The following is a 24,909-nucleotide window of genomic DNA, read 5'->3' as shown; positions in this document are numbered from 1 at the left end:
CATGCGCAGCCGTGCCCTTTCCCCGCTCACCATCGCCGTTCACCTCTCGACACTGCTGCTGGTGATCGTGTGGACGATCCCGACAGCCGGTCTTTTGATTACGTCGTTGCGCGACAAGGATCAGATCGCCACCTCCGGCTGGTGGACGGCGCTGACCAGTTCCAGCCGCAATGCCATGTTCCGCACGCCGGGCTCCGAAGCGCAAAAACAGGAGGGGCCGCTTTACGTCATTTCCGGCAATGTGCTGGAAGGAGGCTCCGGCACACTCAGCGCTTTCGGCACCTCCAGCCTGAAGCCGGAAGCCTATAAGCCCGGCGAAACGGTCACCTTGCCGGATGGGGCAAAGCTGAGCGTGGCCAAAGATGGCGATTTCCGCCTGACCTCGGACAAGAGCTTTGAAGGATCGCGCAGCCAGCGGATTTTCTACACCGCCACAACGCCCCCACGCTTCACGCTCGACAATTACCGTCGGGTGCTGACGGCAGAAGGCATTGGCCGCTCTTTCATCAATTCGCTGACGGTGGCCATTCCCTCGACCATCATCCCCATTCTGGCGGCGGCCTTTGCCGCCTATGCGCTGGCCTGGATGAAATTTCGCGGCAGGGCGCTGCTGCTTGCGGTCATCGTCGGCCTGCTGGTCGTGCCGCTGCAGATGTCGCTCATTCCGCTGCTGCGCCTTTATAACGACATCGGCGGCGCCCTTGGCGTGCCCTCCAAGACCTATATCGGCATCTGGCTGGCGCATATGGGCTTCGGCCTGCCGCTTGCCATCTATCTCTTGCGCAATTACATCGCCGGCCTGCCGCGTGAGATCATGGAATCGGCCAGGGTTGACGGAGCGAGCGATTTCACCATTTTCACCCGCATCGTTCTGCCGCTTTCCTATCCGGCGCTGGCCTCCTTTGCCATCTTCCAGTTTCTCTGGACCTGGAACGATCTTCTGATCGCCATGGTCTTTCTCGGCACCGGCAATGACGAGCTGGTGCTGACCGGCCGACTGGTCAATCTGCTCGGCTCGCGCGGCGGCAACTGGGATATTCTGACCGCATCTGCCTTCGTCACCATCATCGTGCCGCTTCTCGTCTTCTTCACCCTGCAACGCTATCTGGTGCGCGGCCTTCTGGCCGGCTCTGTCAAGGGCGGCTGACGGCGCGTTTCACCCTTTGTGTTTTCTTAACCGATCAGGACGTTTTTCATGAATGCTGCAACCGTTACGGCGACAACCCCGGACAAGGACTGGTGGCGCGGCGCGGTGATCTATCAGATCTATCCGCGCTCCTATCAGGATTCCAATGGCGATGGCATCGGCGATCTCAGAGGCATCACCGCCCGCCTGCCGCATGTGGCGGCGCTGGGCGCGGATGCGATCTGGATTTCGCCCTTCTTCACCTCGCCGATGAAGGATTTCGGCTATGACGTCGCCAATTACATCGATGTCGATCCGATGTTCGGTTCGCTTGGCGATTTTGACATGCTGATGGCCGAGGCGCATCGTCTGGGCATCAAGGTGATGATCGATCTGGTCATTTCCCACACCTCCGATCAGCATCCCTGGTTTGTCGAAAGCCGTTCCAGCCGCATCAATGCCCGCTCCGACTGGTATGTCTGGTCCGATCCGAAGCCGGACGGCACGCCGCCCAACAACTGGCTGTCGATTTTCGGCGGCTCCGCCTGGGCCTGGGACCCGACGCGGATGCAATATTACCTGCACAACTTTCTCACCTCGCAACCGGACCTCAATCTGCACAATCCGCAGGTTCAGGAGGCTGTGCTCGATGTGGTGCGTTTCTGGCTGAAGCGCGGCGTCGACGGCTTCCGTCTCGACACGATCAATTTCTATTTTCATGACCGGCATCTGCGCGACAATCCGCCGCTGGCGCCGGAGCGGCGCAATGCCGCCACCGCACCGGCGGTCAATCCCTATAATTTTCAGGAGCATATTTACGACAAGAACCAGCCGGAAAATCTGGAATTCCTCAAGCGCTTCCGCGCCGTGCTGGAAGAGTTTCCGGCGATTGCCGCCGTCGGCGAGGTGGGCGACAGCCAGTTCGGTCTGGAGATTGTCGGGCAATATACCTCCGGCGGCGACAAGATGCAGATGTGCTATGCCTTTGAATTCCTCTCACCTGATCCGCTGACGCCGTCGCTGGTTGCCAATACCCAGCAGGCTTTTGAACGAGCCGCTCCGGAGGGCTGGGCCTGCTGGGCCTTTTCCAACCATGATGTGGTGCGCCATGTGTCGCGCTGGGGTGCGGAAGTGGTCGATCGCGATGCCTTTGCCAAACTGACGGCGGCTATTCTGCTGACCCAGCGTGGTTCCGTCTGCCTCTATCAGGGCGAAGAACTGGGGCTTACCGAGGCCGTGCTTTCCTATGAGGATTTGCAGGACCCCTATGGCAAGGAATTCTGGCCGGAATTCAAGGGGCGCGACGGGTGCCGCACGCCGATGGTCTGGGACAGTCATAGCCATCAATCCGGCTTCAGTTCAGCGGAAAAGCCATGGCTGCCAATCCCGGTCGAGCATCATCTGAGATCGGTCAGCGAGCAGCAGGGCCATGACGGGAGCGTGCTGGAACAGTATCGTCGCTTTCTCACCTTCCGCAAACAGCATGAAGCGCTGATCAAGGGCGAGATCGTGTTTCACACGGTGAGCGAGGCGCTTCTGGTCTATGAAAGGCGTCTGGGCAATCAGGCGGTGTTGTGTGCCTTCAACCTGTCAGCGCAATCGCAGGATCTTGTCTTGCCGCAAGGTGTCTGGCAGGCGCTCGACGGGCATGGTTTCGTCGCCGAGACGGCAGGAGACCGGGTGAACCTGCCGGCATGGGGCGCTTATTTCGCCTCAAACGATCTCTAACTTTTGTTTTCCGCAATTCCGGACGAAAACCGGTTCCCACTTTCGCTGGAATTGCTCTTAAGGGGGAAGTGTCATGGCCAGTCTTGTTCTCAAGGATATCGCCAAATCCTATGGTGCGGTGAAAGTGCTGCATGGCGTAGACCTCGCCATCGAAAAGGGCGAATTCATCGTTTTTGTCGGGCCTTCGGGCTGCGGCAAATCCACGCTATTGCGTATGATCGCCGGTCTGGAAGAGATCACCGGCGGCGAGATGGAGATTGACGGCCAGACGGTCAATGACGTTCCGCCGTCGAAGCGCGGCATTGCCATGGTGTTCCAGTCCTATGCGCTTTACCCGCATATGTCTGTTTATGACAATATGGCCTTCGGCATGCGCATTGCCGGTCAAAGCCGGGCGGAGATTGACAGACGGGTCAGGGAGGCGGCCCGCATTCTGCAACTGGAACCCTATCTCGACCGCCTGCCCAAGGCGCTATCGGGCGGCCAGCGCCAGCGTGTGGCGATCGGCCGGGCCATCTGCCGCAATCCCAAGGTCTTTCTCTTCGATGAACCGCTCTCCAATCTCGATGCGGCGCTGCGAGTCGCCACCCGCATTGAAATTGCCCGGCTGAAAGAGCAGATGGCCGACACAACGATGATTTACGTGACTCATGATCAGGTGGAAGCGATGACGCTGGCGGACCGGATCGTGGTGCTCTCTGCCGGGCGGATCGAGCAGGTCGGTGCGCCGCTTGAGCTTTATGACAATCCGGCCAATCTCTTTGTTGCCCAGTTCATTGGCTCACCGGCGATGAATATCTTTCCCGTCACCCTTGTCGAAGGCGGTGCGAGGAGCCGTCTGGCGCTGCCATCGTCAGCGCTGGTGACGCTGCCGGTCGAAACGCCCTATGAAGATGCCGGAAAAGCCGCCCATCTCGGTCTGCGGCCCGAAGACATCACCATTGCTGCCGAAGGCGATGTGCTGTTCGAGGGGCGGGTGGAACTGGTCGAGGCGCTAGGTGAGGTCACGCTTCTTTATGTCGAAGGGCCCGTTGAGGGGCAGCCCGTCGTGGTCAAGCTGCCGGGGGTTTCCAATGTGGAAAAGGGCGCCCGTCTTTGCTTTACCGCGCCTATGAACAAGCGGCATCTTTTCGACGCCAACGGACGCAGTTATCGCAACAGAATTTCCCGTTGAAGCTAAATTAACCATGGTGAAAACACTGTCCAAATCCAGTCAAAAGTCATGGGGATAACTACGCTCTGTTAATATGGCTGGCCTAACCTCATTCAAAAGAATGGAATGAATCAGGGTAGTGGCCATGACCATGATGAACGGCAGTTCGAATTATCTGAAGAAAGAAGAATCCTTCATGTATGACCGGGAGATCCGGTTCCGCATGGAGGATACGATGAATGCCGGACGTCTGGAATATACGGAAAAAGGCATGACGCATATGGCGTCCCGCCGCTGCGATGTGATTCGTATTTCCCAAAGTGGCGCCGTGGTTGCGCTGCTAACCCAGTTCAATCTGCCCAGGCAGTTCTATCTCGATATTCCTGATGCACGCATCAGCAAGGTCGGTAGTGTGCTGATGAAAAGCTTTGCCAACAACACGGCTGAAATCCGCTTCCTACGTCTGTTGACTCAAAAGGAGCTGGACCGGATTTTCGTCTTCAGCACGCATCCAGCACACAAGGACAAGGTTCTGGACGTGCGCAACTGGTAGGTGCCAACCGAGCGCCTGTCGGCTTTGCGAAAGCGGGTGCGGCAGACTGTCGGTGTCAAGATAAAGTGATTCGATGACAAGGGAGGTTGCGGCCTCCCTTTTTTCTGTCCAGAATTTTGCCGTAAAAACCCGCATAACCCATCAGTGTTCACCGTTTCGTGGGCATCTTCACTGGTCTTCCATCTGTGCGGATATGGCATTGGAATCAATGTCGTCCGTCAAACAAATTAGAAAATCGTGGAATGTGTAAACCTTTTGGTTACCAAGTTTCTTCATGATTCATCCAATGTCGGTTGATTGATCGCAAGGTCTTTCCTCTGAGGATGTGTTGTGTTTTGTTGCGGTTTGAAGCCGCCGGCCTATCGGGGCCGATAAGGGTTCAAGAGTTTCGAGTATGGCGTTGGCGACCGGATATTTTCCGCAAGCAGCAGTCTTCAACCGGAGAAAATCCGGTTTGGGATCTGCCCTTCTGTCAGGTGCGGCTCTTGCTGGTGGCGGTCTTGCTGCCGGCCTCTGGCTGGCCACGGCCTTTGGGGCCTTGCACGGGCTAAAATTGTCGCCGGGTCCGACTGCGGAAGCCTTTACACACTCTTTTGCTGAACAGTTGCATGCCACGCTTGTTCTGCCAAAGCCGCCACAGGCTGCGGTCGCCATTGCGCCGCCATCGCTTTTGCCGCGCCGTATCGGTGTGGTCCGGCCGCAGGATGCCGGGATGCGGACAGATCGACCGCTACCTGCCGTGCTGGTTCCACCGAAGGCCCGCTCTCTTGATGCAAGCGGTCACGCGATTATCAAACAGGCGCTGTCTGCCGCCATTGCCGAGCGTGCCCTTTCTGATCGATGGAGCGAGGATACGGGGCAGGCCGTGGCGCAGGCCGCGGAAAAGGCCGCAAAGGCCGAGCAGGAAGCGTTGGCTGCTGCCAAGATTGCCGCAGAGCAGATGGCACAGCAGCAGGTTGCCATGCTGCCGGATGTCGCGCCCGCGCCGATTGGTCGACCGGAAAGTGACCCGTTCCGTGAGGTGATGAGCGCGCGGCAGCAACGCGCGCCAGAGACAGCTCCCGCCAAACCTGTGCCGGAGCGGCCGTCCCGACGGACGCTGCTGGCCTATGCCCGGCCTGAAGAACCCTCAGATGGAGACGAGAGCCCGAGCCTCTTTGGTCGTCGGGCGAGCCTGCCCGGTCGTGGTAGCGGCATTGCCGTTTATGATATTTCCAAAGCGACCGTTTACCTGCCGGATGGCGAAAAGCTGGAAGCGCATTCCGGTGTTGGCGCCTATCGTGACAATCCGCGCTCCGTCCATGTCAAGAACCTGGGTGCAACGCCACCGAATATCTATCGCCTGACCTTGCGCGAAAGCCTTTTTCACGGCATCGAAGCCTTGCGCATGACGCCCGTCGGCGACAATAGAATGTATGGCCGCGATGGATTCCTGACCCATACCTTCATGCTGCGGGTGCGTGGTGATTCCAACGGTTGCGTGGTCTTCAAGAATTATCCGCGCTTCCTTGCTGCTTATAAGCGCGGCGAGGTGAAGACCCTGATCGTCGTGCCCAGCATTAACCAGCTCCCGACCTATATGGCCAAGCTGTGAAGCATAACGCTCACAGGCACATGAAGGCATGTCGCGTTTCATTGTCCTCCATGAAACGATAAGGTTCATGGGATACATCAAAGACTTAAAGCACGTTGCATGAGGCTGATAAGCCGCAACGTGCTTTAACTCTTTGTATTTAAGTATTTCCGGACGGAAAGCCGTTTCACACTTTTTCGGGACACTGCTCAAATGCAGGAGCGCGCCCTGCGCTTATCCAGCCGCAAGGCGCTCTTCCTCATTCTCTGGCATTTTTCGATCAGGCGGCTTTCATCTGGTAGTGGCGACCTTGTCCTGTGCTGGCGGATGCCTGGCCGGAGAGCTGGAAGCGTCCGATCAGCTCATGCAGCTTGTCGACCTCATTGACCAGTGTGGCGATGGAGGCATTCGATTCTTCCACCATGGCGGCATTTTGTTGGGTCACCTGATCCATCTGGTTGATGGCGGTATTGACCTCGGACAGGCCGATGGACTGTTCCCGCGCCGCGCTGGCGATGGCCTGAATCTGCTCATTGACGGTGATGATATTGCTTTCGATCGTCTTCAGCGCTTCACCGGTTTCACTGACAAGCCGTACACCGTTTTCCACTTCCGTGGATGAGTTGCGGATCAGATCCTTGATTTCCTTGGCCGCCTTGGCTGAACGTTGGGCCAGTTCCCGCACTTCCTGGGCAACGACCGCAAAGCCTTTGCCGGCTTCGCCGGCGCGCGCGGCTTCAACACCGGCATTCAAGGCCAGAAGATTGGTCTGGAAGGCAATCTCGTCGATCACGCCGATAATGTTGGAAATCTGGCTGGACGACTGTTCGATGCGTGACATGGCCTCGACAGCATTGGCAACAACCTTGCCGGAGTGAACGGCGTTGTTATTGGCCAGTTCCGCTGCGGTACGGGCTTCTTCGGCCCGTTTCGAGGCATTGGCGACATTGCTGGTGATCTCGTCCAGGGCCGCTGCGGTTTCCTCCAGCGTTGCGGCCTGTTGTTCGGTCCGCTTCGACAGATCCTGGGCGCTGCTGCTGATGTCCTGAGTGCCGGCGCTGATTTGCTGCATGGAAACCGAAACGCCACTGAGTGTCGCGTTAAGCTGTTTCAAAGCTTCATTCATATCCCGCCGCAGCGCTTCAAAATCCTTGTGAAAGGCCTGATCCAGACGGAAGGAAAGGTCTCCCGCTGCCACCCGGGTCAATGCCTGACCGATTTCACGGGTGGCGTTGACACGGTCCGTCACGTCGGTGGCGAATTTGACCACTTTCGTGACCTTGCCGGAGGCATCCAGAATGGGATTATACGAGGCATTGATCACAACGACCTTGCCATTTTTGCCGATGCGGGTGAATTCGTCTGCCTGAAATTTGCCGCTGCGCAGATTGTCCCAGAACATCTGATAGTCCTGCGATTTCGCATAGGCAGGATCGACAAATATGCTGTGGGATTTGCCGCGGATTTCGTCCAGTGTATAACCGAGTGCCTTTAGAAAATTCTCATTGGCATTGACGATCGTGCCGTCCGGCTTGAATTCGATAATCGCCTGAACCCGGCTGATCGCTTCCATCTGGTATTGAAAGTCGAGATTTTGTAGCCTTTCGCGGGCATTGGCCCACTCGACAACAAAGCCGGTGACTTTGCCGCCATCCTTCAATGGTGTCACGATCAAATCGAAGACGCGCTGCCCGACCCAAATTGTTGCCTTGTGTTGCTTTTGCAGCTTGGCCAGCATATTGCGTTGGTGGCTGGGATCTTTGTGAAAAATATCGATATTGCTGCCCACCAGCTTGCTGACGTCAAATCGCGGCAATTCCTTGCGCAGATCGCCTTCCGCTTCCTTGAGCAGGTCTCTGACAGCCGAATTCATATAGGTAATGTTCAGGTCGGCATCGGCAATCATCACATTTGCCGTCACGGTTTCCAGCGCTTCCAGTTTGGCATTCCGGCTTTTCGACGATAGACCCAACATTTAATACCTCAAAAGTGACCAGGGTTTGGAAACGTGGACCACCTCGATTGCCTCCCTTTTCGTTTGCACGCTCAAGGTCCGGAATGGCTATTGCCAGGCTGTCATGCCTATGCGTCACGTTACATTTTGGTGATATAGCGTATTAGGAGTATCGAAATTGTTAAAGTATTTCTTCGACTTAATGGCTCTCAATCTCTATACGTATATAAAAAATGCAAAATTTAGATGTGATGGATGATCTTCCGGTGGTTTTTTGAAAAAATAATATATAAAACGCTAAATAATTTTAAAAATCATATATTTTGTATATTTTCTGAAATTAAAGCCAATAGATTTTCAGGGGTAAGCTTAGCGCGCTCTTTTGGGGATGATTTACCCAGAAAACGCAACTTAAACGATATATTCGGACACATCACCTGGTGCGTTCAAACCAGATGATGTGGCGATAATTTTCCTGGATCGTGTCAGATTCAGCTTGAATGGAAGAGATTCTAAAAAAGAACGCTTGCACCCATATCCGCAGGCCCGGCCATCTGGCGCAGCGAGGCGAACAATTCACGCCCCATACCGTAATCATTGTCACTCAGATCGACAGTCACAGCCGGGCGGGCGGCAAAATCTGCCGCGTCCACCAGCACCTCCAGCGTTCCCGCCACTGCGTCGAGGCGGATCATGTCGCCATCGCGGATTTTGGCGATCGGGCCACCATCGACGGCTTCCGGCGTTACATGTATGGCGGCGGGCACCTTGCCGGAGGCGCCGGACATGCGACCGTCGGTCAGAAGTGCGACCTTGAAGCCGCGATCCTGGAGCACGCCAAGGGCTGGTGTCAGCTTGTGCAGCTCCGGCATGCCATTGGCCTTCGGCCCCTGAAAGCGGACGACGGCAATGAAATCCCGGTTGAGCCGGCCTTCCTTGAAGGCGTCCTGCATCGCCTGCTGGCTGTGGAAGACGATAGCCGGCGCTTCGACGATATGGCGCTCCGGCTTGACGGCGGAAATCTTGATCACCGCCTTGCCGAGATTGCCGGTCAGCATTTTCAGCCCGCCATTCGGCTGGAAGGGGGATTCGATCCGCGCCAGTACCTTCGGATCGTGGCTTTCTTCCGGCGCGTCTTCACGCAGAACATTGCCATCCGCGCCCAGTTTCGGCTCGATGGTATAGGCGGCAAGCCCCTGACCGTAGACGGTGCGCACATCGTCATGCAGGAAACCGGCCTTCAGCAACTGCTTGATCAGGAAGCCCATGCCGCCTGCCGCATGGAAATGGTTCACATCGGCAAGCCCGTTCGGATAGACGCGGGCAATCAGCGGCACGATGTCGGAAAGATCGGAAATATCCTGCCAGCTCAGCTGAATACCGGCCGCCCGTGCCATGGCGATCAGATGCATGGTGTGGTTGGTCGATCCGCCGGTGGCGTGCAGGCCGACGACACCGTTGACGATGGAGCGTTCGTCGATCATCTCGCCCGAGGGCGTGAATTCATTGCCAAGCGCGGTGATGGCCAGCGCCCGCTTTGCCGCCTCTTTGGTCAGCGCATCGCGCAGCGGCGTGTTCGGATTGACGAACGACGCGCCGGGCATATGCAGGCCCATGATTTCCATCAGCATCTGGTTGGAATTGGCCGTGCCGTAGAAGGTGCAGGTACCGGGGCCATGATAGGATTTCGATTCCGCCTCAAGCAGTTCGGCCCGGCCTACCTTGCCCTCGGCGTAAAGCTGGCGGATTCGGGTTTTCTCGTCATTCGGCAGCCCTGAGGTCATCGGCCCGGCGGGAATAAAAATCGACGGCAGATGGCCGAAGGTGAGCGCGGCGATCACCAGACCGGGCACGATCTTGTCGCAGACGCCGAGAAAGACGGCGGCGTCGAACATGTTGTGCGACAACCCGATTCCCGCCGCCATGGCGATGACATCGCGGGAAAACAGCGACAGTTCCATGCCCGGCTGGCCCTGGGTGACGCCGTCGCACATGGCCGGAACCCCGCCCGCCACCTGCGCCACGCCGCCTGCGGCACGCGCCGCCTCGCGGATCAGCGTCGGATAGGTCTCGAACGGCTGATGGGCTGAAAGCATGTCGTTATAGGCGGTGATGATGCCGAGATTGGGGACCGTGTCGCCGGAAAGAGCGGCCTTGTCCCCGGGGGAACAGACGGCAAAGCCGTGGGCAAGATTGCCACAGGCCAGAACCGAACGGTGCACACCCTTGGCGGCGGCAGCGCGCACCCGCTCCAGATAGGGCGCGCGCGTCGGTTTCGAGCGTTCGACAATGCGTTGGGTGATGGCTTCAATACGGCGATCGGCGCTCATGGCGTACATCCTTCCTGAAAAGCCTGATCGGGCATCGCAGGCTTTGTCTCATCATGGTCAAATCATGCCGCAAAGGGATGACCATGATGCGGCATGAGAGATATCAAGGCGGGTTCTTTGAGCGTTTGTCGCTCAGGGAGCCCAGAAAATCTGCGGCTCGCTTGCCGACCGGTTCAAAACGGCGCGGATCGGCATGTCCGCTTCGTCCTCTCCGGCAAGCGCCTTGTCGAACACGGCTTTCTTCTCCGCCCCTTCGATATGAAGGGCAAGAAACCGCGCATCGGCAAGGCTTGTAAAGGAAAAGGTCAGCCTTTCCTCGCCCGCACCGGCGGCCCGCATGGTCATCACCCGGCGCGGCAGTGTCAGATCGAGCGCTTCGGCCAGATGATCGCCGCCGGGGAAGAAGGAGGCGGTATGGCCGTCATTGCCCATGCCGAGAATAACGACATCGAAGGGTGCATCAAGACCTTGCGTTTTGAGAGTGGCCGTTTTTGCCGCCTCTTCAATCGTCTCTTCCGGCTGGTAGAGCGGCACAAAGACTGCCTTTTGCGCGGCGTTCTTCAAAAGATGCGTCCGGACCAGCAGATGGTTGGAGCGCGGATTGTCGTCCGGCACGAAACGCTCGTCGACCAGCGTCACCGTCACCTTGTCCCAGGCGATCTCCTTGACCGAAAGGGCCTCGAAAAACGCCTTCGGGGTCGAGCCGCCGGAAACGGCGATTGTCGCGTGGCCACGGGCGGCAATCGCTTCGCTGAGCACTGTGGAAACGCTTTGCGACAGCGCCGCCGCGAGGGCCGCGCCGCTGTCGAAAGCATGGAAACGATGCGCCATGGTCAGCCTGTCCTCAATCATTCTCATGCCAGGTGCGTCCGTCGCGCTCAATCAGTGCAATCGACTGGCTCGGACCCCAGGTGCCGGAGGTGTAGCCATGCGCCTTCTGGCCGATTTCTTCCCAACCTTTGAGGATCGGATCGACCCAGGACCAGGCGGCTTCCACTTCGTCGCGGCGCATGAACAGCGTCTGGTTGGCGCGGATCACGTCGAGCAGCAGCCGCTCATAGGCATCGGGGTTGCGCACGCCGAAGGAGGCGGCAAAGCTCATGTCCAGCGGCACATGGCGCAGGCGCATGCCGCCGGGGCCGGGGTCCTTGATCATCAGCCATTGCTTGACGCCCTCATCCGGCTGCAGGCGGATGACCAGCTGATTGGCCTCGATACGGCCCGCTGCCTCGTCGAAAATCGAATGCGGGATCGGCTTGAACTGGATGACGATTTCCGAAACGCGGCTCGCCAGCCTTTTGCCGGTGCGGATATAAAAGGGCACACCTGCCCAGCGCCAGTTGTTGATTTCAGCCTTGATGGCAACAAAGGTTTCTGTGTCCGAGGGCGCTTCCAGCTCATCGGTATAGCCCTTGACCGCACCGCCTGCCGAGGCGCCTGCCTTGTACTGGCCACGCACGGTCATGCGCTCGACATTGGAACTGTCGATGGGTTTCAGCGCGCGCAGCACTTTCAGCTTTTCATCGCGCAACGCCTCGGAATTCATCGAGGAGGGGGCTTCCATGGCAACGAGGCAGAGCAGTTGCAGAATATGGTTCTGCACCATGTCACGCAGCGCACCCGCCTTGTCATAATAGGTGACGCGGCCTTCCAGACCGACGGATTCGGCCACGGTGATCTGCACATGGTCGATATGGGCGGAATTCCATAAAGGTTCATAGAGCGCATTGGCAAAGCGCAGCGCCATCAGATTCTGCACCGTTTCCTTGCCGAGATAATGGTCGATACGGTAGATCTGCTCTTCGCGGAACACCTTGCCGATGGTGTCGTTCAGCTCCTGCGCCGAATGAAGATCGCGACCGATCGGCTTTTCCACGACGATGCGGGTGGATTTGGTGATCAGCTTGTGGTCGCGGATGCGCTCGGCAATATCGCCGAAGATCGACGGCGAGACGGCCAGATAGAAGGCGCGCACCAGCTCCTTGCCCTGGTCCAGCAGTTTTTTCAGCTGGTCCCATCCCTTGTCGGATTTGGCATCGACCGAAACATAATGCAGCCGCTGGCAGAAGGTTTTGATCTGCTCTTCGTCGAGATCGTCCTTCTTGACAAACTCGTGAAGTGCCTTGCGGGCAAACTCGCGGAATTCCTCATCCGAAAGCGGCGAGCGCGATGCCCCGATGATCCGGGTCGGCTCGGTCAATTGCCCGGCCAGCTGGCGGTGGTAAAGGGCCGGCAGAAGCTTGCGCTCGGCAAGGTCCCCGGTGCCGCCAAAAACGACATAATCAAAGGGTTCGACGGGAATAATCTGACTGCTCATCGGGCGTCTCTCACTTGAAGCTGACGGATGGGGTTATAATTCAATCGATTTAAAAAGGCCAGAGGGCGACATCGAAAACAAGGCCCTTGTTCAATCCTGCCTCAAAGCCGGTCTCTGAGCGCATACCAGCTCAAGGCGAGGAACAGAAGCGGCTGGCGCAAAAGTGAACCGCCGGGAAAGGCCGGGATTTGCAGCGCTTTCAAAAGCTCGAGTTCCGTGGCCTGACCCAGCACCGTTCGGGCGAAGAGACTGCCGCAATAATTCGACAGCATAACGCCATGGCCGGAATAGCCTGCCACCGAAATGACGCCGGGCATGACCTCGCGGACAAAGGGCTGTCGGTTCAGGGTGATGCCCACCGATCCACCCCAGGCATGGGTGATCTCGATCTCGTGGAGTGCGGGATAAAGCTCGGCGATCTGGCGGCGGATATGCTTCGAAATGTCGCGGGGGCTGTCGGCGGTATAGGCCTCGCGTCCGCCGAAGAGCAGCCGCCCGTCGCGGCTTTTGCGGAAATAACGCACGACGAAACGGCTGTCGGCCACCGCTTCGCCGCCCGGCAGCACGGTTGGAAAATCATCGAGCGGGCGGGTTGCGCCGATAAAGGAGCGGATCGGCATGACATGGGCATTGGTCACCGGCTCCAGGCCGTCGATATAGGCATTGGTGGCGATCAGCACATGCTTTGCCGTGATCGTGCCGTAGTCCGTGTCGATCAGCGTCTTCCCGCCAGCCTGGCGTATCGTTCTGGCTTGAGTCATCTCATGCAGGGCCGCACCGGCATTGGCCGCCGCCTTGCCGAGACCGATCAAAAGTTTCAGCGGATGAATGTGACCGGTGCCGAGGTCGCGAATGCCGCAATGATAGCGGGTCGAGCCCAGACGGTCTGCGGTTTCCTGCCGGTCCATGAAATGCAGATGCGGATAGCCGAAGCGGGTGGTGGCGATCTCCACGCTTTTTCGATAGTCGCCCTCCTTGCCGCGCTTGTGCTCGACATTGAGCTGGCCGGGCATGAATTCCATGTCGATCTGGTGTTCGCGGGCAAAATCGAAGAGATAGGCCTTGGCGTTTTCCGCCATGTCGAACAGGGCCTTGGCCCGGTCAAAGCCAAACTCGGCCTCCAGCTCTTCCGGCCAGGCGCGCTGGCCGGTGCCGAACTGGCCGCCATTGCGCCCCGAAGCACCGTCCCCCAGCCGGCGCGCCTCGATCAGCACGACATTGGCGCCGCCTTTGGCCAGCGTATAGGCGGCCTGCAAACCGGTAAAGCCGCCGCCGATAATGGCGGCATCGACGGTTTTCGAGCCGTCGAGCGGCGGATGCTCCGGCCGCTCGCCAGCGCTTGCCTGATAAAAGGACAGGCCCGGCGCTATCGGGCTTTGCCATAAGGCAGACGAGGTCATGGATCGCGTCCCCCCTTTAAACGTTCAACAGCAGGAATTCGCGCTCCCACGGGCTGATCACCTGCATGAAGGTTTCAAATTCGCCGCGCTTGACGCCGCAATAGATGTCGATGAAATCCTGCCCCAGCACCTCGACAAGATCGGTTTCGCCTTCCAGAAGCGCCACGGCTTCCAGAAGGCCGCGCGGCAGCTCGATCGATCCTTCATTGGCGGTGTCGGCGGTTGGGGCGGTTGGCTCCACCGCCTTCAGAATGCCGAGATAGCCGCAGCCGAGCGAGGCGGCAAGCGCCAGATAGGGATTGGCATCGGAACTGGGCAGTCGGTTTTCCACGCGCCGCGCCTGCGGATCGGAAATCGGCACGCGGAAGGCCGTCGTGCGGTTGTCATAGCCCCAGGCATTGTTGACCGGGCAGGCCATGTCCGGTTGCAGCCGCCGGTAGGAATTCACATAAGGCGCCATCATCACCAGCGACAGCGGGATATATTTCTGCATGCCGCCGATGAAGTGGAAAAATTCCTGCGAGGCTGAACCATCGGCATTGGAGAAGATGTTTTTGCCGGTTTCGGCATCGACCACCGACTGGTGAATATGCATGGCCGAGCCCGGCTGGCCCTGCATCGGCTTGGCCATGAAGGTGGCGTAGATGCCGTGTTTCAGCGCCGCCTCGCGAATGGTGCGTTTGAACAGGAAGACCTGATCGGCCAGCGCGATCGGGTCGCCATGGCGCAGGTTGATTTCAAGCTGCGCCGGGCCTTCCTCATGGATCAGCGTGTCGATTTCCAGTCCCTGTTTGGTGGAAAAATGATAGATGTCGTCGATCAGCTCGTCGAACTCGTTGATCCCGGCAATCGAATAGCCCTGACCGCCAAGGATGGAGCGGCCGGAGCGGCCCTTGGGCGGATGCAGCGGATAATCGGGATCGTCATTCTTGGCGACCAGATAGAACTCGATTTCCGGCGCGACCACCGGCTTCCAGCCCTTTTTCTCGTAAAGCGACAGCACGTTTTTCAAGACGTTGCGCGGTGTATAGCCAACCGCCTTGCCATCGGTATCGACGATATCGCAGATGACCTGCGCCGTCGGATCGGTTTCCCAGGGCACGACCGAAAGTGTCGCCAGATCCGGCATCAGTTTCAGGTCGTTGTCGCGGGAATCATAGCGGAAATTGCCGGTCTCCTCCGGATATTCGCCGGAAATCGTGTGGCGATAGAGCGCCGACGGCAGTGCCAGCGAGGTGTTGCTGGTGAATTTCGACGAGGGCATCATCTTGCCGCGCGGCACGCCAGCCAGATCGGGCGTGATGCATTCGATATCCTCGATGCCGCGCTGTCTCAGCCAGGTGGTTGCCTCTTTCCAGCTTTTGACGCCGCGGGTATCGGCAATGTCCGGGGGAATGCTCGCTTTTTTCGATGCTGCGCCTTGAGGTCTGAGCATTGTCTTTTTGGGAGGCATGTTCCACCGGAAGCTGATTGATCCTGATGATAACATAGTCATCCTGCCCCGATTGGCGAGGGAAAAGAGCGCTTGACAGGCAAATGATTTTGCAAAATCAGAGGCGGCATTAACGGAGTGAAAGCGTGACCGGCAGAGTCGATATCGCAATTTTGGGTGCAGGTGCGGCCGGTATGATGGCGGCGATTGCCGCAGGACACAGAGGTCGCCGTGTGCTGCTGCTCGACCATGCCCGTGCAGCGGGCGAAAAAATCCGCATTTCCGGCGGCGGGCGCTGCAATTTCACCAATCTCCATGCGGGCCCGAAAAATTATCTGTCGAACAATCCGCATTTTGCCCGTTCTGCTCTGTCTCGATACACCCCTCAGGATTTTCTCGCCCTTGTCGAAAAACACGGCATAGCCTTTCATGAAAAGACGCTGGGCCAATTGTTCTGCGATGGCAGCGCCAGGGACATCGTCACCATGCTGCTTGCGGAAATGCGGGCGGCGGGCGTGCAGCTCGAATTGCAGAGCGAGATCGGCACGGTGGAAAAGACCTCCTCCGGTTTTCGCATCGCCACGTCGCATGGCATGGTCGAGGCTGAGGCGCTGATTGTCGCGACCGGCGGCAAGTCCATTCCGAAAATGGGGGCAACCGGATTTGCCTATAAGCTTGCGGAGCAATTTGGCCTCAAGCTGGTGGAGACACGCCCGGCGCTGGTTCCTCTGACGCTGGAGCCGGGTCTTCTGGCCGATCTTGCGCCGCTTGCGGGTCTCTCCGTCGAGGTTGTCGCCCGTTCCGGAAAGACGGCGTTTCGCGAAGCCATGCTCTTTACCCATCGGGGGCTGAGCGGCCCGGCGATTTTACAGATTTCCTCCTTCTGGCGGGAAGGGGAGGCTATCCGCCTGCATTTTGCCCCCGATTGCGATTTTTCAACCCTGCTGAAGCAGGCAAAATCAGAAAATGGCAAACAGGCCGTGCAGACCGCGCTGGCCGATCATCTGCCCAAACGGCTGGCGCAATACATGACCGAGCGATCCGGCCTGGTGAAGCCGCTGGCCGATTTGACCGATAAGGCGCTTTTGGCGCTTGCCGACAGTCTCACATCTTTCGAGATCAAGCCTGCCGGATCGGAAGGCTATCGCACCGCCGAGGTGACGCTGGGCGGTATCGATACCGACGGTCTCGACCAGAAAACCATGCAGGCGAAAGCCGTGCCCGGCCTCTATTTTATCGGTGAAGCAGTCGATGTCACCGGGTGGCTCGGCGGCTATAATTTTCAATGGGCCTGGGCGTCGGGCCATGCGGCGGGTCTTGCGGCATAACCGTCTGGAATAACAAGCTTTATGAATCATAGATAGTTGATAGCGCAATCCTATTGAACCTGCCCGATTGTCGCCTATTTCTTTCAATAGTTGTTAATATACCTGAGTCATGCTGATCACTATCCGTAAAAAAAGCTTCATTGAGGCTCACACGGCATGTAAGGTCATATTCGGACACATCGTCCCCTCAACTTTTGGAAAGTGCTGCCCATGAACAGACAAGTCCGGAAGGCCCGCGCCATCGCCATTGCCAGAACGCGCGAGGATCAGCACAAAATCATCCTGCGCAGCGCTCTTATGGGACTGGTGGCCTCGGGGCTGGTCTATGGGTTTGCTTATCTTGCCTTTTGGGGCTGATCGGGACACGACGTCCTGACAGGGGCCGTTCCTTTTTTTGAAAAGGCTGAATAGGGCAAGCCTGCCTTTTCTCGACTGCATCATTGTCCTGAAATCGATCGGGTTTTCAGGAATGATGTAGAAGAGCTTCTCTCTTCTTCTGCATAAACGCATTTGCGCTGCCCACCAGAAAAGGCGGGCAGCGCTTCGGTCTCACAAATGGCATGGTGGCAAAGCCGTCAGGCGGCCTGACTGTCTCTTTCGCCATGGGCCTGGGTGACGATCACCGGGATCATCAGGTCGCCCCAATTGCCGTCACCGCCATGGTGGCGGGCCGAGCGCACCAGCTCGACGGACACCCCGGCCTCCACGGCTTTCATGATCGAATGGTTCAGTCGGTGCAGGTCGTTGGCCAGCATGCGGATCAGCGTCTGCTGATCGTTGCTCATGGTGGTGGCCTGTTCTTCTGCACGTTCCTTGACGCGGGTCTGGGGTGTCATGGCATTTCTCCTCTTCTTGTGCGGGGTTGTTGAAGCGTTCAATTATTCCGCCGCCGGGCGGAACTGGTCATGTTCGGTGGATTCGCCCATCGCCGTGGTGGAGGATGCGCCGCCGGAAATCGCCAGCGACACGGCGTCGAAATAGCCGGTACCGACCTCGCGCTGATGCTTGGTGGCGGTGTAGCCGTTGATTTCCGAGGCAAATTCGGCCTCCTGCAGCTCGCAATAGGCGGCCATCTGCCGGTCCTTGTAGCCGCGTGCCAGCTCGAACATGCCGTGGTTCAGCTGATGGAAACCGGCCAGCGTGATGAACTGGAATTTGTAACCCATGGCGCCGAGTTCCCGCTGGAATTTGGCGATGGTGGCATCATCGAGATTTTTCTTCCAGTTGAACGAGGGCGAGCAGTTATAGGCCAGCATCTTGCCCGGATGCGCCTTGTGCACCGCCTCGGCAAAGCGGCGGGCCTGATCGAGATTGGGCTTCGAGGTTTCCATCCAGATCAGATCGCAGAAGGGTGCATAGGCAATGGCGCGGGCAATACAGGGCTCGATGCCGTTCTTCACCTGATAGAAGCCCTCCGCCGTTCGGCCTGCCTCATAATCGACAAAAGGCCGGTCGCGCTCGTCGATATCCGAGGTCAAAAGCTTGGCTGCTTCGGCATCGGTGCGGGCGATGATCAGCGTCGGCGTGCCCATGACATCGGCGGCAAGGCGCGCGGCGGTCAGATTGCGGATATGGGCGGCGGTCGGGATCAGTACCTTGCCGCCCAGATGGCCGCATTTCTTTTCCGATGCCAGCTGGTCCTCATAGTGAACGCCCGCCGCGCCGGCTTCGATGAAGGCTTTCATGATCTCGAAAGCGTTCAACGGTCCGCCAAAACCGGCTTCCGCATCGGCCACGATCGGTGCAAACCAGGTCTCGACCGAAAGCCCCTTGCCCTCCTGCGTTTCGATCTGGTCGGCGCGTTGCAGTGTGCGGTTGATGCGGCGGGCAAGTTCAGGGGCGGCATTGGCAGGATAGAGCGACTGGTCCGGATACATGGCTGAGGCCGTATTGGCGTCTGCCGCCACCTGCCAGCCGGAGAGGTAGATCGCCTTCAGCCCGGCGCGCACCATCTGCATGGCCTGATTGCCCGAAAGCGCGCCGAGCGCATTGACGAAATCCTCCTGGCGCAGGAGCGACCAGAGGCGGTTCGCTCCCATTTCCGCCAGCGAATGGCGGATGTCGACCGAGCCGCGCAACCGCTTGACCTCTTCGGGTCCGTAGGGGCGCTCGATGCCGTCATAGCGGCCTTGCGGGGCGGTGGGAACCAGCGTGTAAAAATCAGTCATGATAATCTCCCTCAAACTCCTCAGGCCGTGTGAAACCGTTTTCTGTGCGGCCTGTTCTTGTCGATAAATTTACAATGCGCTGCAAAATCATGAAAGAAAAAACGTGAAAACATGGTCTTGAAAGAGGTTAGATTGTCTTGTGTTTTACAAGGCTGTTGTGTAAATTTGTAAAAAATGTAAATGGAATGGTTTTGTGAAATCTTGTCAAAGAGGCGGTTATGGCAGAGCGCAAGATTTTCGCAGGTCCAAGGCTGAGGCGCATCCGTCGCGAGCTGGACCTTACCCAGACGGCGATGGCCGAGGGGCTTGGCATTTCGCCGTCCTATCTCAATCTCATTGAGCGCAACCAGCGGCCGCTGACAGTGCAATTGCTGTTGAAGCTGGCCACGGTTTACAAGGTCGAGCCAGATGCGCTTCAGGGCGATGTCGCGGGCATGGGGCCGCTCAGGGAGGTGTTTGCCGATCCGCTGCTGGCTGGCGAAATTCAGGGCGAGCAGGAACTGGTGGCGTTTTCGGAGGCCGCGCCCAATGCGGCGGCAGGTATGGTCAAGCTTTACCGTGCCTATCGCGAGCAGGCGCGGCGGCTGACGGAGCTGGCCGAGCTTCTGGCGCGCGAGGGCCATGAGACAACGCTTTCCGGTGCACGCCTGCCGATGGATGAGGTGCGCGACGTGATGGAAAGTCGCCCCTTTCACTTCCCCGGCATTGAGGCGGCAGTGAATAGCTTCCATGCCGGCCTGGAGCCGGGCGATGCGCTGGAAGGTCGGTTGAAGGAGTGGCTGCGCAAGACCCATGGCATTGTGGTGCGGCTGTTGCCGGTGCATGTCATGCCGGGTCTGCGCCGCCGCTATGACCGCCATTCCCTGCGGCTGTTTCTGTCGGAACGTCTGTCGCCCTTCGATCAGCTGCGGGAAGTGGCGATGGAGGTGGCGCTGATTGCCTTTCCCGAGGCCATTCAGCAGAGCCTTGCCGATCTGCCGCTGTCATCGGGCGAGGCGCGGCGCATTGCCCGTTTCGAGCTGGCGCGCTATGCGGCGCATGCGCTGATGATGCCGCTTGCACCGTTTCAGGCGGCGGCGGAGCGGGCGCGCTATGACATCGATGCGCTTCGCTCACGCTTTCGGGTGTCCTATGAGCAGGCGGCAACCCGACTTGTCAGTCTGAACCGTCCGGCAGGCGGGCCGCATTTCTTCCTGCAGGAGATCGACAGCGCCGGTAACGTGCTGCGCCGGGCAGGTGCAGAAGGTTTTCCCCGCGCCACCTTTGGCGGGCAATGTCCGAAGCTCAACCTGCATGCCACCTTTGCCCAGCCGGGTCAGGTGCTGGCGGAGGCGGTGACACTGTCCAATGGTGCGGTTTTTCTTACCGTCTCGCGCACGCTGGAAGGGCCTATGGCCGCCTTCCACGAGCGTCCTCGGCTGACGGCGCTGATGCTGGCCTGTGATTTCAGCGAGGCTCAGGCGACTGTCTATGCCGAGGGACTGTCGCGCCCGGTGGAGATCGGCCCCGCCTGTCGGCTGTGCGAACGGCAGGGCTGTCTGGCCCGCGCCGAGCCGCCGATGACGCGCCCGCTCGGGCTTGATGAAATGGCAACGGGTTTCAGCCTTTTCGATTTTCAGTGAGGTCGATGCTGCGTCACGGCATTTTCTACTTGTCGGGTGCGTTTTTCCTTTTTACTCTCTCTTGAAAAACAAGGGGACTATGGCTGCCGAATGCAGCCTTCAAACAAAGGAGACGTCATGAAATCCGCGATGATCCGCCTGATGACGGCTGCGGTCACGGCACTGGCTTTTGCCGGTCCGTCGCTTGCCGCAGACCGCGAAGTGCATGTCTACAACTGGTCGGACTATATCGATCCGCAGATCCTGACGGATTTCACCAAGGAAACCGGGATCAAGGTTGTCTATGACGTCTTCGACAGCAATGATCTGCTGGAAACCAAGCTTCTGGCCGGCGGTTCCGGCTATGATGTCGTGGTGCCGACGGGACCATTTCTCGCCCGGCAGATCAAGGCGGGCGTGTTTCAGAAGCTCGACAAGTCGAAACTGCCGAACCTGAAGAATATGTGGCCGGAGGTGATGAACCGGCTGGCAAAATACGATCCCGGCAACCAGTATGCTGTCAATTATATGTGGGGCACGACCGGCATCGGCTACAATGTCAAGAAGATCAAGGAAATCTTCGGCGACCAGTACAAGGTCGACAGCTGGGATTTTATCTTCAAGCCGGAAAATGCCAAGAAGCTGCAAAAATGCGGCTTGAACATTCTCGATGCGTCGGATGAAACCTTCGCCATCGCCATGAACTATATCGGCAAGAACCCGGACAGCAAGAAGACTGCCGATCTGGAAGCTGGCGCCAAGGTCTATGAGGCGATCCGCCCCTATGCCAAGACCTTTAATTCTGCCGCCTATATCAACGATCTCGCCAATGGCGACATCTGCGCCACCATCGGCTGGTCGGGTGACATTCTTCAGGCGAAAAACCGCGCCGAAAAGGCCAAGAATGGTGTCGATATCGCCTATGTCATCCCCAAGGAAGGCACCTATATGTGGTTCGACAATCTGGCGATCCCGGCGGATGCCAAGAATGTTCCCGAAGCCCTGGAATTCATCAATTATCTGATGAAGCCGGAGGTGATCGCCAAGGCCTCCGATTATGTTTCCTATGCCAATGGCAATCTCGCCTCGCAGAAATTCATCGATCCCGAGATCCTGCATAACCCGTCCGTCTATCCCGATCCGGCAACGCTGAAACGGCTCTTCACCATCTCGCCTTACGATCCGAAGGCTCAGCGTGTGCTGAACCGGCTCTGGACCAAGATCAAGACCGGCACCTGACAGGACGAAACGGGGCAGACATGCCCCGTTTCCATATGGCGTGCAACAAGAACGGGGGCTGAAGCGGATGGCGAAAACTCTGGGACCGGTGAAGCGGAAATTTTCACCCTGGACCGATGCGGCGGAAAAGCCCTTCATCCGTTTCGAGAATGTGACCAAACGTTTCGGCCCCTTCATTGCCGTCAACAATCTGACGCTCGATATTTATGAGCGTGAATTCTTTTCACTGCTCGGTCCCTCCGGCTGCGGCAAGACCACGCTGATGCGGATGCTGGCCGGCTTCGAGGCGCCAAGCGAAGGCCGCATTCTGCTGCAGGGGGCTGATCTTTCCGGCGTGCCGCCCTATCGCCGTCCGACCAATATGATGTTCCAGTCCTATGCGCTGTTTCCGCATATGACGGTGGAGAAGAACATTGCCTTCGGGCTGGAGCAGGACGGCTTGCCGCGTGAAGAGATCCGCGCACGGGTTGCCGACATGCTGAAACTGGTGCGGCTCGAAAATTTCGCCCATCGCAAACCCAATCAACTGTCCGGCGGTCAGCGTCAGCGGGTGGCGCTCGCCCGGTCGCTGGCCAAGCGGCCGAAAGTGCTGTTGCTCGATGAACCGCTGGGCGCGCTCGACCGGAAACTGCGCGAGGACACCCAGTTCGAGCTGATGGATATCCAGCAGGAACTCGGCATGACCTTCCTGATCGTCACTCATGATCAGGAAGAGGCGATGACTGTGTCTGACCGCATCGCCGTGATGGACAAGGGCGAGATCGTCCAGGTGGCGACGCCGGCTGAAATCTATGAAGCGCCGAATTGCCGCTATGTTGCCGATTTCATTGGTGATATCAATATTATCGAAAGCCGCTTTGCCGGGTCTGAAGGGCAGATGAGCCGCATCGTCTGCGACAGTTTTACGGCCCTTGTCGACCAGCCTTGTGGTGTTGTACCGGGTACGGCGGTCGCCTTTGCCATTCGGCCGGAAAAGATCCGCATCGCGCTTGAACCACCCGCCGATCCTGCGGTCAATGCTGTCGAGGGCGAGGTTTGGGATATTGCCTATCTTGGTGATTTTTCCGTCTTCGTCATCAAGCGGGAGGATGGTTTTACCTTCCGCGCCGCGCAGGCGAACATGGCGCGGCTGGTGGACCGGCCGATCACCTATGGCGACCGGGTCTGGCTGAGCTGGACGCCGGATGCCGGCCTCATTCTGACGAGGTAACGCCATGGCTGAACCTGTGACAGGACCACACACCGGACGCGCCCGCCTTCTGATCGTGCTTGTGCCCTATGCCTGGCTGCTGCTGTTCTTTCTGGCGCCCTTCCTCATCGTGGTGAAGATGTCGCTGTCTGAGACGGCCATCGCCATGCCCCCCTACACGCCGGTCTTTGAAGGCTTTTCCAGGATCGGCGATTTTTTGAGCCAGCTGTCCTTCGACAATTTCACCGCGCTGACCGAGGACCCGCTCTATATCGACAGCTATCTCTCCTCGCTGAAGATCGCGGCCATCTCGACCCTGCTGTTGCTGCTGATCGGTTATCCGATGGCGCTGGCCATGGCGCGGGCGCGTTCCGATCTTCGCCCGGCGCTGGTGATGATGGTCATTCTGCCGTTCTGGACCTCGTTTCTCATTCGCGTCTATGCCTGGATTGGCATTTTAAAGCCGGAGGGGCTTTTGACGCTTCTGTTGCAACATCTGCATATTCTTGGCCCCGATCAGCAGGTGCATATCTACCAGACGCCGATCGCCGTCTATATCGGCATCGTCTATTCCTATCTGCCCTTCATGGTGCTGCCGCTGTATTCGGCGCTGGAAAAGCTCGATGGAACGCTGCTCGAAGCGGCCAGCGATCTCGGCTGCCCGCCGCTGAAAGCCTTCTGGCGGATTACCTTTCCGCTTTCCCTGCCGGGGGTCTTGGCGGGCGCGATGATCTGCTTCATCCCGATCACCGGTGAATTCGTCATTCCCGATCTTCTCGGCGGCGCCGACACGCTGATGATCGGCAAGACATTGTGGACCGAGTTTTTCGGCAATCGCGACTGGCCGCTGTCGTCGGCGGTGGCAGTGGTGCTGCTGATCCTGCTGGTGGTGCCGATCGCGTTGTTCCAGAACATGCAAAGCAGAGTGGGAGGGGTGGAAAAATGAAGCCTGGCCGTTTCGATCCGGTGGTGCTCACTTTTGCCTTCGCCTTTCTTTATCTGCCGATCCTCATTCTGGTGATCTATTCCTTCAATGCTTCGCGTCTGGTGACGGTCTGGGCCGGGTTTTCCCTGCGCTGGTATGGCGAAATCTGGCACGATCAGGCACTGCTCGATGCCGCCTGGGTGACGATCCGGGTCGCTCTGGTGTCGGCCACGCTCGGAACGCTTTTCGGCACCATGGCGGCGCTCGCTCTGGTGCGTTTCGGCCGGTTTCGCGGGCGCATCCTGTTTTCCGGCATGATCTATGCGCCGCTGGTCATGCCGGATGTGATCACCGGTCTGTCTTTGCTGTTGCTCTTTGTTGCGATGAATGTGGATCGCGGCATCGTCACCATCATCCTTGCCCATACCAGCTTCACGCTCTGCTATGTGGCCATCGTCGTGCAATCGAAACTTGTTACCTTCGATCGCAGTCTGGAGGAGGCGGCACTCGATCTCGGCTGCCCGCCGGTCAAGACCTTTTTCCGCATCACCTTGCCGTTGATCTTGCCCGCCGTCATTTCCGGCTGGATGCTGGCTTTCACGCTCTCGCTCGACGATCTGGTCATTGCCAGTTTCACCACAGGGCCGGGCGCGACCACCCTGCCGATCAAGATCTATTCGCAGGTGCGCCTCGGCGTGACGCCGGAAATCAATGCCGTCTGCACCATTTTGATCGCCATCGTCACCATCGGCGTCATTATCGCCTCGCTCAACATCAAGCGGCGCGAAGTGCAGCGCCTGCGCGACGAGCATCTGGCGGCGGCGCAATAAGCGGCTTCCGTCTAGAAAGAAAAAACAAAGAATTAGAAACGCAGAGTCCGTGAGTGACCCACC

20 protein-coding genes are annotated in these 24,909 nt (G+C 58.3%); 12 read left to right on the top strand and 8 right to left on the bottom strand.

The window, feature by feature from the left end; genetic code table 11:
* Window position 1: 1 nt before the first annotated feature.
* From NAC44_RS03385 to NAC44_RS03365, 5 genes are all read left to right on the top strand, one after another.
* On the top strand, window positions 2-1,147 hold the full coding sequence (locus NAC44_RS03385; protein ID WP_250937775.1) for a carbohydrate ABC transporter permease: 1,146 nt from the start codon (window positions 2-4) through the stop codon (window positions 1,145-1,147).
* A gap of 48 nt (window positions 1,148-1,195) precedes the next feature.
* Window positions 1,196-2,854 (top strand): beta-galactosidase BglA, encoded by a 1,659-nt coding sequence (gene bglA, locus NAC44_RS03380; RefSeq protein WP_250937774.1) that lies wholly within the window; start codon window positions 1,196-1,198, stop codon window positions 2,852-2,854.
* Between the two features lie 73 nt (window positions 2,855-2,927).
* Window positions 2,928-4,028, top strand: a complete 1,101-nt coding sequence (locus NAC44_RS03375; protein ID WP_250937773.1) for an ABC transporter ATP-binding protein — start codon at window positions 2,928-2,930, stop codon at window positions 4,026-4,028.
* 124 nt (window positions 4,029-4,152) lie between these two features.
* Complete coding sequence (locus NAC44_RS03370) at window positions 4,153-4,560, top strand: hypothetical protein (RefSeq protein ID WP_420839862.1); 408 nt, start codon at window positions 4,153-4,155, stop codon at window positions 4,558-4,560.
* 454 nt (window positions 4,561-5,014) lie between these two features.
* Window positions 5,015-6,154, top strand: coding sequence for a DUF2778 domain-containing protein (locus NAC44_RS03365; protein WP_250937771.1), 1,140 nt, complete (start codon window positions 5,015-5,017; stop codon window positions 6,152-6,154).
* Between the two features lie 259 nt (window positions 6,155-6,413).
* On the opposite strand, the gene NAC44_RS03360 is transcribed toward NAC44_RS03365, so the two are convergent.
* The 6 genes from NAC44_RS03360 to NAC44_RS03335 form a co-directional block, all read right to left on the bottom strand.
* Complete coding sequence (locus NAC44_RS03360) at window positions 6,414-8,108, bottom strand: methyl-accepting chemotaxis protein (protein WP_250937770.1); 1,695 nt, start codon at window positions 8,106-8,108, stop codon at window positions 6,414-6,416.
* A gap of 491 nt (window positions 8,109-8,599) precedes the next feature.
* The gene (gene edd, locus NAC44_RS03355; protein ID WP_250937769.1) at window positions 8,600-10,417 is read right to left on the bottom strand and encodes a phosphogluconate dehydratase; all 1,818 of its coding nucleotides are present in this window, start codon (window positions 10,415-10,417) and stop codon (window positions 8,600-8,602) included.
* Between the two features lie 132 nt (window positions 10,418-10,549).
* The gene (gene pgl / locus NAC44_RS03350) at window positions 10,550-11,248 is read right to left on the bottom strand and encodes a 6-phosphogluconolactonase (RefSeq protein ID WP_250938725.1); all 699 of its coding nucleotides are present in this window, start codon (window positions 11,246-11,248) and stop codon (window positions 10,550-10,552) included.
* Window positions 11,249-11,261: 13 nt separating this feature from the next.
* Complete coding sequence (gene zwf / locus NAC44_RS03345) at window positions 11,262-12,734, bottom strand: glucose-6-phosphate dehydrogenase (RefSeq protein ID WP_250937768.1); 1,473 nt, start codon at window positions 12,732-12,734, stop codon at window positions 11,262-11,264.
* 101 nt (window positions 12,735-12,835) lie between these two features.
* Window positions 12,836-14,134, bottom strand: a complete 1,299-nt coding sequence (locus tag NAC44_RS03340; RefSeq protein ID WP_250937767.1) for an NAD(P)/FAD-dependent oxidoreductase — start codon at window positions 14,132-14,134, stop codon at window positions 12,836-12,838.
* Window positions 14,135-14,150: 16 nt separating this feature from the next.
* A complete protein-coding gene (locus tag NAC44_RS03335; protein WP_250937766.1) occupies window positions 14,151-15,587 on the bottom strand; it encodes a glutamine synthetase family protein in 1,437 nt (478 codons plus the stop codon).
* A gap of 125 nt (window positions 15,588-15,712) precedes the next feature.
* On the opposite strand from NAC44_RS03335, the gene NAC44_RS03330 reads away from it, so the two are divergent.
* Entirely contained in the window at window positions 15,713-16,894 is a 1,182-nt protein-coding gene (locus tag NAC44_RS03330) for a BaiN/RdsA family NAD(P)/FAD-dependent oxidoreductase (protein WP_338022055.1), read from the top strand.
* Window positions 16,895-17,104: 210 nt separating this feature from the next.
* Window positions 17,105-17,251, top strand: a complete 147-nt coding sequence (locus tag NAC44_RS03325) for a hypothetical protein (protein ID WP_250937764.1) — start codon at window positions 17,105-17,107, stop codon at window positions 17,249-17,251.
* A 218-nt stretch (window positions 17,252-17,469) separates the two neighbouring features.
* On the opposite strand, the gene NAC44_RS03320 is transcribed toward NAC44_RS03325, so the two are convergent.
* On the bottom strand, window positions 17,470-17,730 hold the full coding sequence (locus NAC44_RS03320) for an SMc00767 family acetate metabolism repressor (protein WP_250937763.1): 261 nt from the start codon (window positions 17,728-17,730) through the stop codon (window positions 17,470-17,472).
* A gap of 42 nt (window positions 17,731-17,772) precedes the next feature.
* Window positions 17,773-19,062, bottom strand: a complete 1,290-nt coding sequence (gene aceA / locus NAC44_RS03315; protein WP_250937762.1) for an isocitrate lyase — start codon at window positions 19,060-19,062, stop codon at window positions 17,773-17,775.
* Window positions 19,063-19,280: 218 nt separating this feature from the next.
* On the opposite strand from aceA, the gene NAC44_RS03310 reads away from it, so the two are divergent.
* The 5 genes from NAC44_RS03310 to NAC44_RS03290 all read left to right on the top strand — a co-directional run bounded on the left by NAC44_RS03310 (window position 19,281) and on the right by NAC44_RS03290 (window position 24,846).
* A complete protein-coding gene (locus NAC44_RS03310; protein ID WP_250937761.1) occupies window positions 19,281-20,684 on the top strand; it encodes a helix-turn-helix domain-containing protein in 1,404 nt (467 codons plus the stop codon).
* Between the two features lie 117 nt (window positions 20,685-20,801).
* Window positions 20,802-21,902, top strand: a complete 1,101-nt coding sequence (locus NAC44_RS03305; protein ID WP_250937760.1) for a polyamine ABC transporter substrate-binding protein — start codon at window positions 20,802-20,804, stop codon at window positions 21,900-21,902.
* Window positions 21,903-21,969: 67 nt separating this feature from the next.
* Window positions 21,970-23,112: an ABC transporter ATP-binding protein gene (locus NAC44_RS03300; RefSeq protein ID WP_250937759.1), complete on the top strand. Its 1,143-nt coding sequence runs from the start codon at window positions 21,970-21,972 to the stop codon at window positions 23,110-23,112.
* A gap of 4 nt (window positions 23,113-23,116) precedes the next feature.
* The gene (locus NAC44_RS03295) at window positions 23,117-24,037 is read left to right on the top strand and encodes an ABC transporter permease subunit (protein ID WP_250937758.1); all 921 of its coding nucleotides are present in this window, start codon (window positions 23,117-23,119) and stop codon (window positions 24,035-24,037) included.
* Window positions 24,034-24,846 carry an ABC transporter permease subunit gene (locus NAC44_RS03290; protein ID WP_250937757.1) on the top strand — a complete coding sequence of 271 codons (813 nt, stop codon included), beginning with the start codon at window positions 24,034-24,036 and terminating at the stop codon, window positions 24,844-24,846. The genes NAC44_RS03295 and NAC44_RS03290 overlap by 4 nt, the downstream gene beginning before the upstream one ends.
* Window positions 24,847-24,909: the final 63 nt, after the last annotated feature.

It is taken from the genome of Allorhizobium sonneratiae, from assembly GCF_023700755.1.
Classification (GTDB): Bacteria; Pseudomonadota; Alphaproteobacteria; order Rhizobiales; family Rhizobiaceae; genus Allorhizobium; species Allorhizobium sonneratiae.
This window is presented reverse-complemented; position numbering and strand designations above follow the sequence as displayed.

Excerpts from the sequence above, each read along its gene's own strand:
- NAC44_RS03360 (WP_250937770.1), bottom strand. The coding sequence starts at position 8,108 with ATGTTGGGTCTATCGTCGAAAAGCCGGAATGCCAAACTGGAAGCGCTG.
- aceA (WP_250937762.1), bottom strand. The coding sequence starts at position 19,062 with ATGACTGATTTTTACACGCTGGTTCCCACCGCCCCGCAAGGCCGCTAT.
- NAC44_RS03385 (WP_250937775.1), top strand. The coding sequence starts at position 2 with ATGCGCAGCCGTGCCCTTTCCCCGCTCACCATCGCCGTTCACCTCTCG.
- bglA (WP_250937774.1), top strand. The coding sequence starts at position 1,196 with ATGAATGCTGCAACCGTTACGGCGACAACCCCGGACAAGGACTGGTGG.
- pgl (WP_250938725.1), bottom strand. The coding sequence starts at position 11,248 with ATGGCGCATCGTTTCCATGCTTTCGACAGCGGCGCGGCCCTCGCGGCG.
- NAC44_RS03340 (WP_250937767.1), bottom strand. The coding sequence starts at position 14,134 with ATGACCTCGTCTGCCTTATGGCAAAGCCCGATAGCGCCGGGCCTGTCC.
- NAC44_RS03305 (WP_250937760.1), top strand. The coding sequence starts at position 20,802 with ATGAAATCCGCGATGATCCGCCTGATGACGGCTGCGGTCACGGCACTG.
- NAC44_RS03370 (WP_420839862.1), top strand. The coding sequence starts at position 4,153 with ATGACCATGATGAACGGCAGTTCGAATTATCTGAAGAAAGAAGAATCC.
- NAC44_RS03290 (WP_250937757.1), top strand. The coding sequence starts at position 24,034 with ATGAAGCCTGGCCGTTTCGATCCGGTGGTGCTCACTTTTGCCTTCGCC.
- edd (WP_250937769.1), bottom strand. The coding sequence starts at position 10,417 with ATGAGCGCCGATCGCCGTATTGAAGCCATCACCCAACGCATTGTCGAA.
- NAC44_RS03335 (WP_250937766.1), bottom strand. The coding sequence starts at position 15,587 with ATGCCTCCCAAAAAGACAATGCTCAGACCTCAAGGCGCAGCATCGAAA.
- NAC44_RS03320 (WP_250937763.1), bottom strand. The coding sequence starts at position 17,730 with ATGACACCCCAGACCCGCGTCAAGGAACGTGCAGAAGAACAGGCCACC.
- zwf (WP_250937768.1), bottom strand. The coding sequence starts at position 12,734 with ATGAGCAGTCAGATTATTCCCGTCGAACCCTTTGATTATGTCGTTTTT.
- NAC44_RS03295 (WP_250937758.1), top strand. The coding sequence starts at position 23,117 with ATGGCTGAACCTGTGACAGGACCACACACCGGACGCGCCCGCCTTCTG.
- NAC44_RS03325 (WP_250937764.1), top strand. The coding sequence starts at position 17,105 with ATGAACAGACAAGTCCGGAAGGCCCGCGCCATCGCCATTGCCAGAACG.
- NAC44_RS03300 (WP_250937759.1), top strand. The coding sequence starts at position 21,970 with ATGGCGAAAACTCTGGGACCGGTGAAGCGGAAATTTTCACCCTGGACC.
- NAC44_RS03375 (WP_250937773.1), top strand. The coding sequence starts at position 2,928 with ATGGCCAGTCTTGTTCTCAAGGATATCGCCAAATCCTATGGTGCGGTG.
- NAC44_RS03310 (WP_250937761.1), top strand. The coding sequence starts at position 19,281 with ATGGCAGAGCGCAAGATTTTCGCAGGTCCAAGGCTGAGGCGCATCCGT.